The organism is Xanthobacter sp. BG11Y11_SDJG (assembly GCF_057364445.1).
The window spans coordinates 1-697 of sequence record NZ_JBNFNU010000836.1 but is presented as its reverse complement, the minus strand read 5'-3'; the positions used below and the strand labels follow the sequence as shown (position 1 = coordinate 697).

Below are 697 nucleotides of genomic sequence, written 5' to 3'. Positions count from 1 at the left end.
CGCGCACGCGATACTCGCCGTCGGTGAGCGGATCGGCCGAGAACTGGCCGGTGGCGGCCCCGAGCCGCGGGCCGAGCCCCTCGGCGCCGAGCGCCGCCAGCATCCGGCCGGCATCGGCCGCGTCCGCCTTGACGGCGACGCTCATGGGCACGCCCTGGGAGGGGCGCTGGAAGGTCACGGTGCCCGACAGCAGGCCGAGCGTGCCTTCGGCGGAGACCGAGCGGCCGCCCCCCTGCGACCACACCGCGGCGCTGGTGAGCTTCACCGGCCCGGCCACCGGCAGGAGGCGCGCGAGCACGTCGGCGGAGGCGTCGCCCACCATGAGGCGCACCACCGGCACCAGGCCGTCGGCCTTGGCGCCGGTCACGGCAAGGTTCAGCTCGCCGCGCGGGGCGGTGGAGAAATTCTCCATCCAGCCGGCGCCGTCCAGCCGGATGCCGCCGAGGTCGTCGACCCTGAGGCGGGAGACGCGCCAGCTGCCGCCGGTGGCGGCGGCGTCGATCTGCAGGCCGCGCGCCGGCAGCCCCGCGAGCGAGAGGTTCTGGCCCTTGAGCGTCAGCTTGGCGTCGGCCCCGCCGCCGGAGCTGACGGCGGCGGGCGCGCAAGGCGGCGATGATCGGGTCGAGGTCGAACCCGTCCAGAGCGAGGTCGAGGTCGAGCCGCGCGCCGGCCCGTCGAGCGCGGCGGCGGCCGTCGC

1 protein-coding gene is annotated in these 697 nt (G+C 77.2%); it reads right to left on the bottom strand.

Features of this window, described 5'->3' with window-relative positions; translation table 11 throughout:
• Positions 1–697, bottom strand: a 697-nt coding sequence (locus AC2W7M_RS26850) for a hypothetical protein (RefSeq protein WP_486136269.1), incomplete at both ends; no start/stop codon positions are given.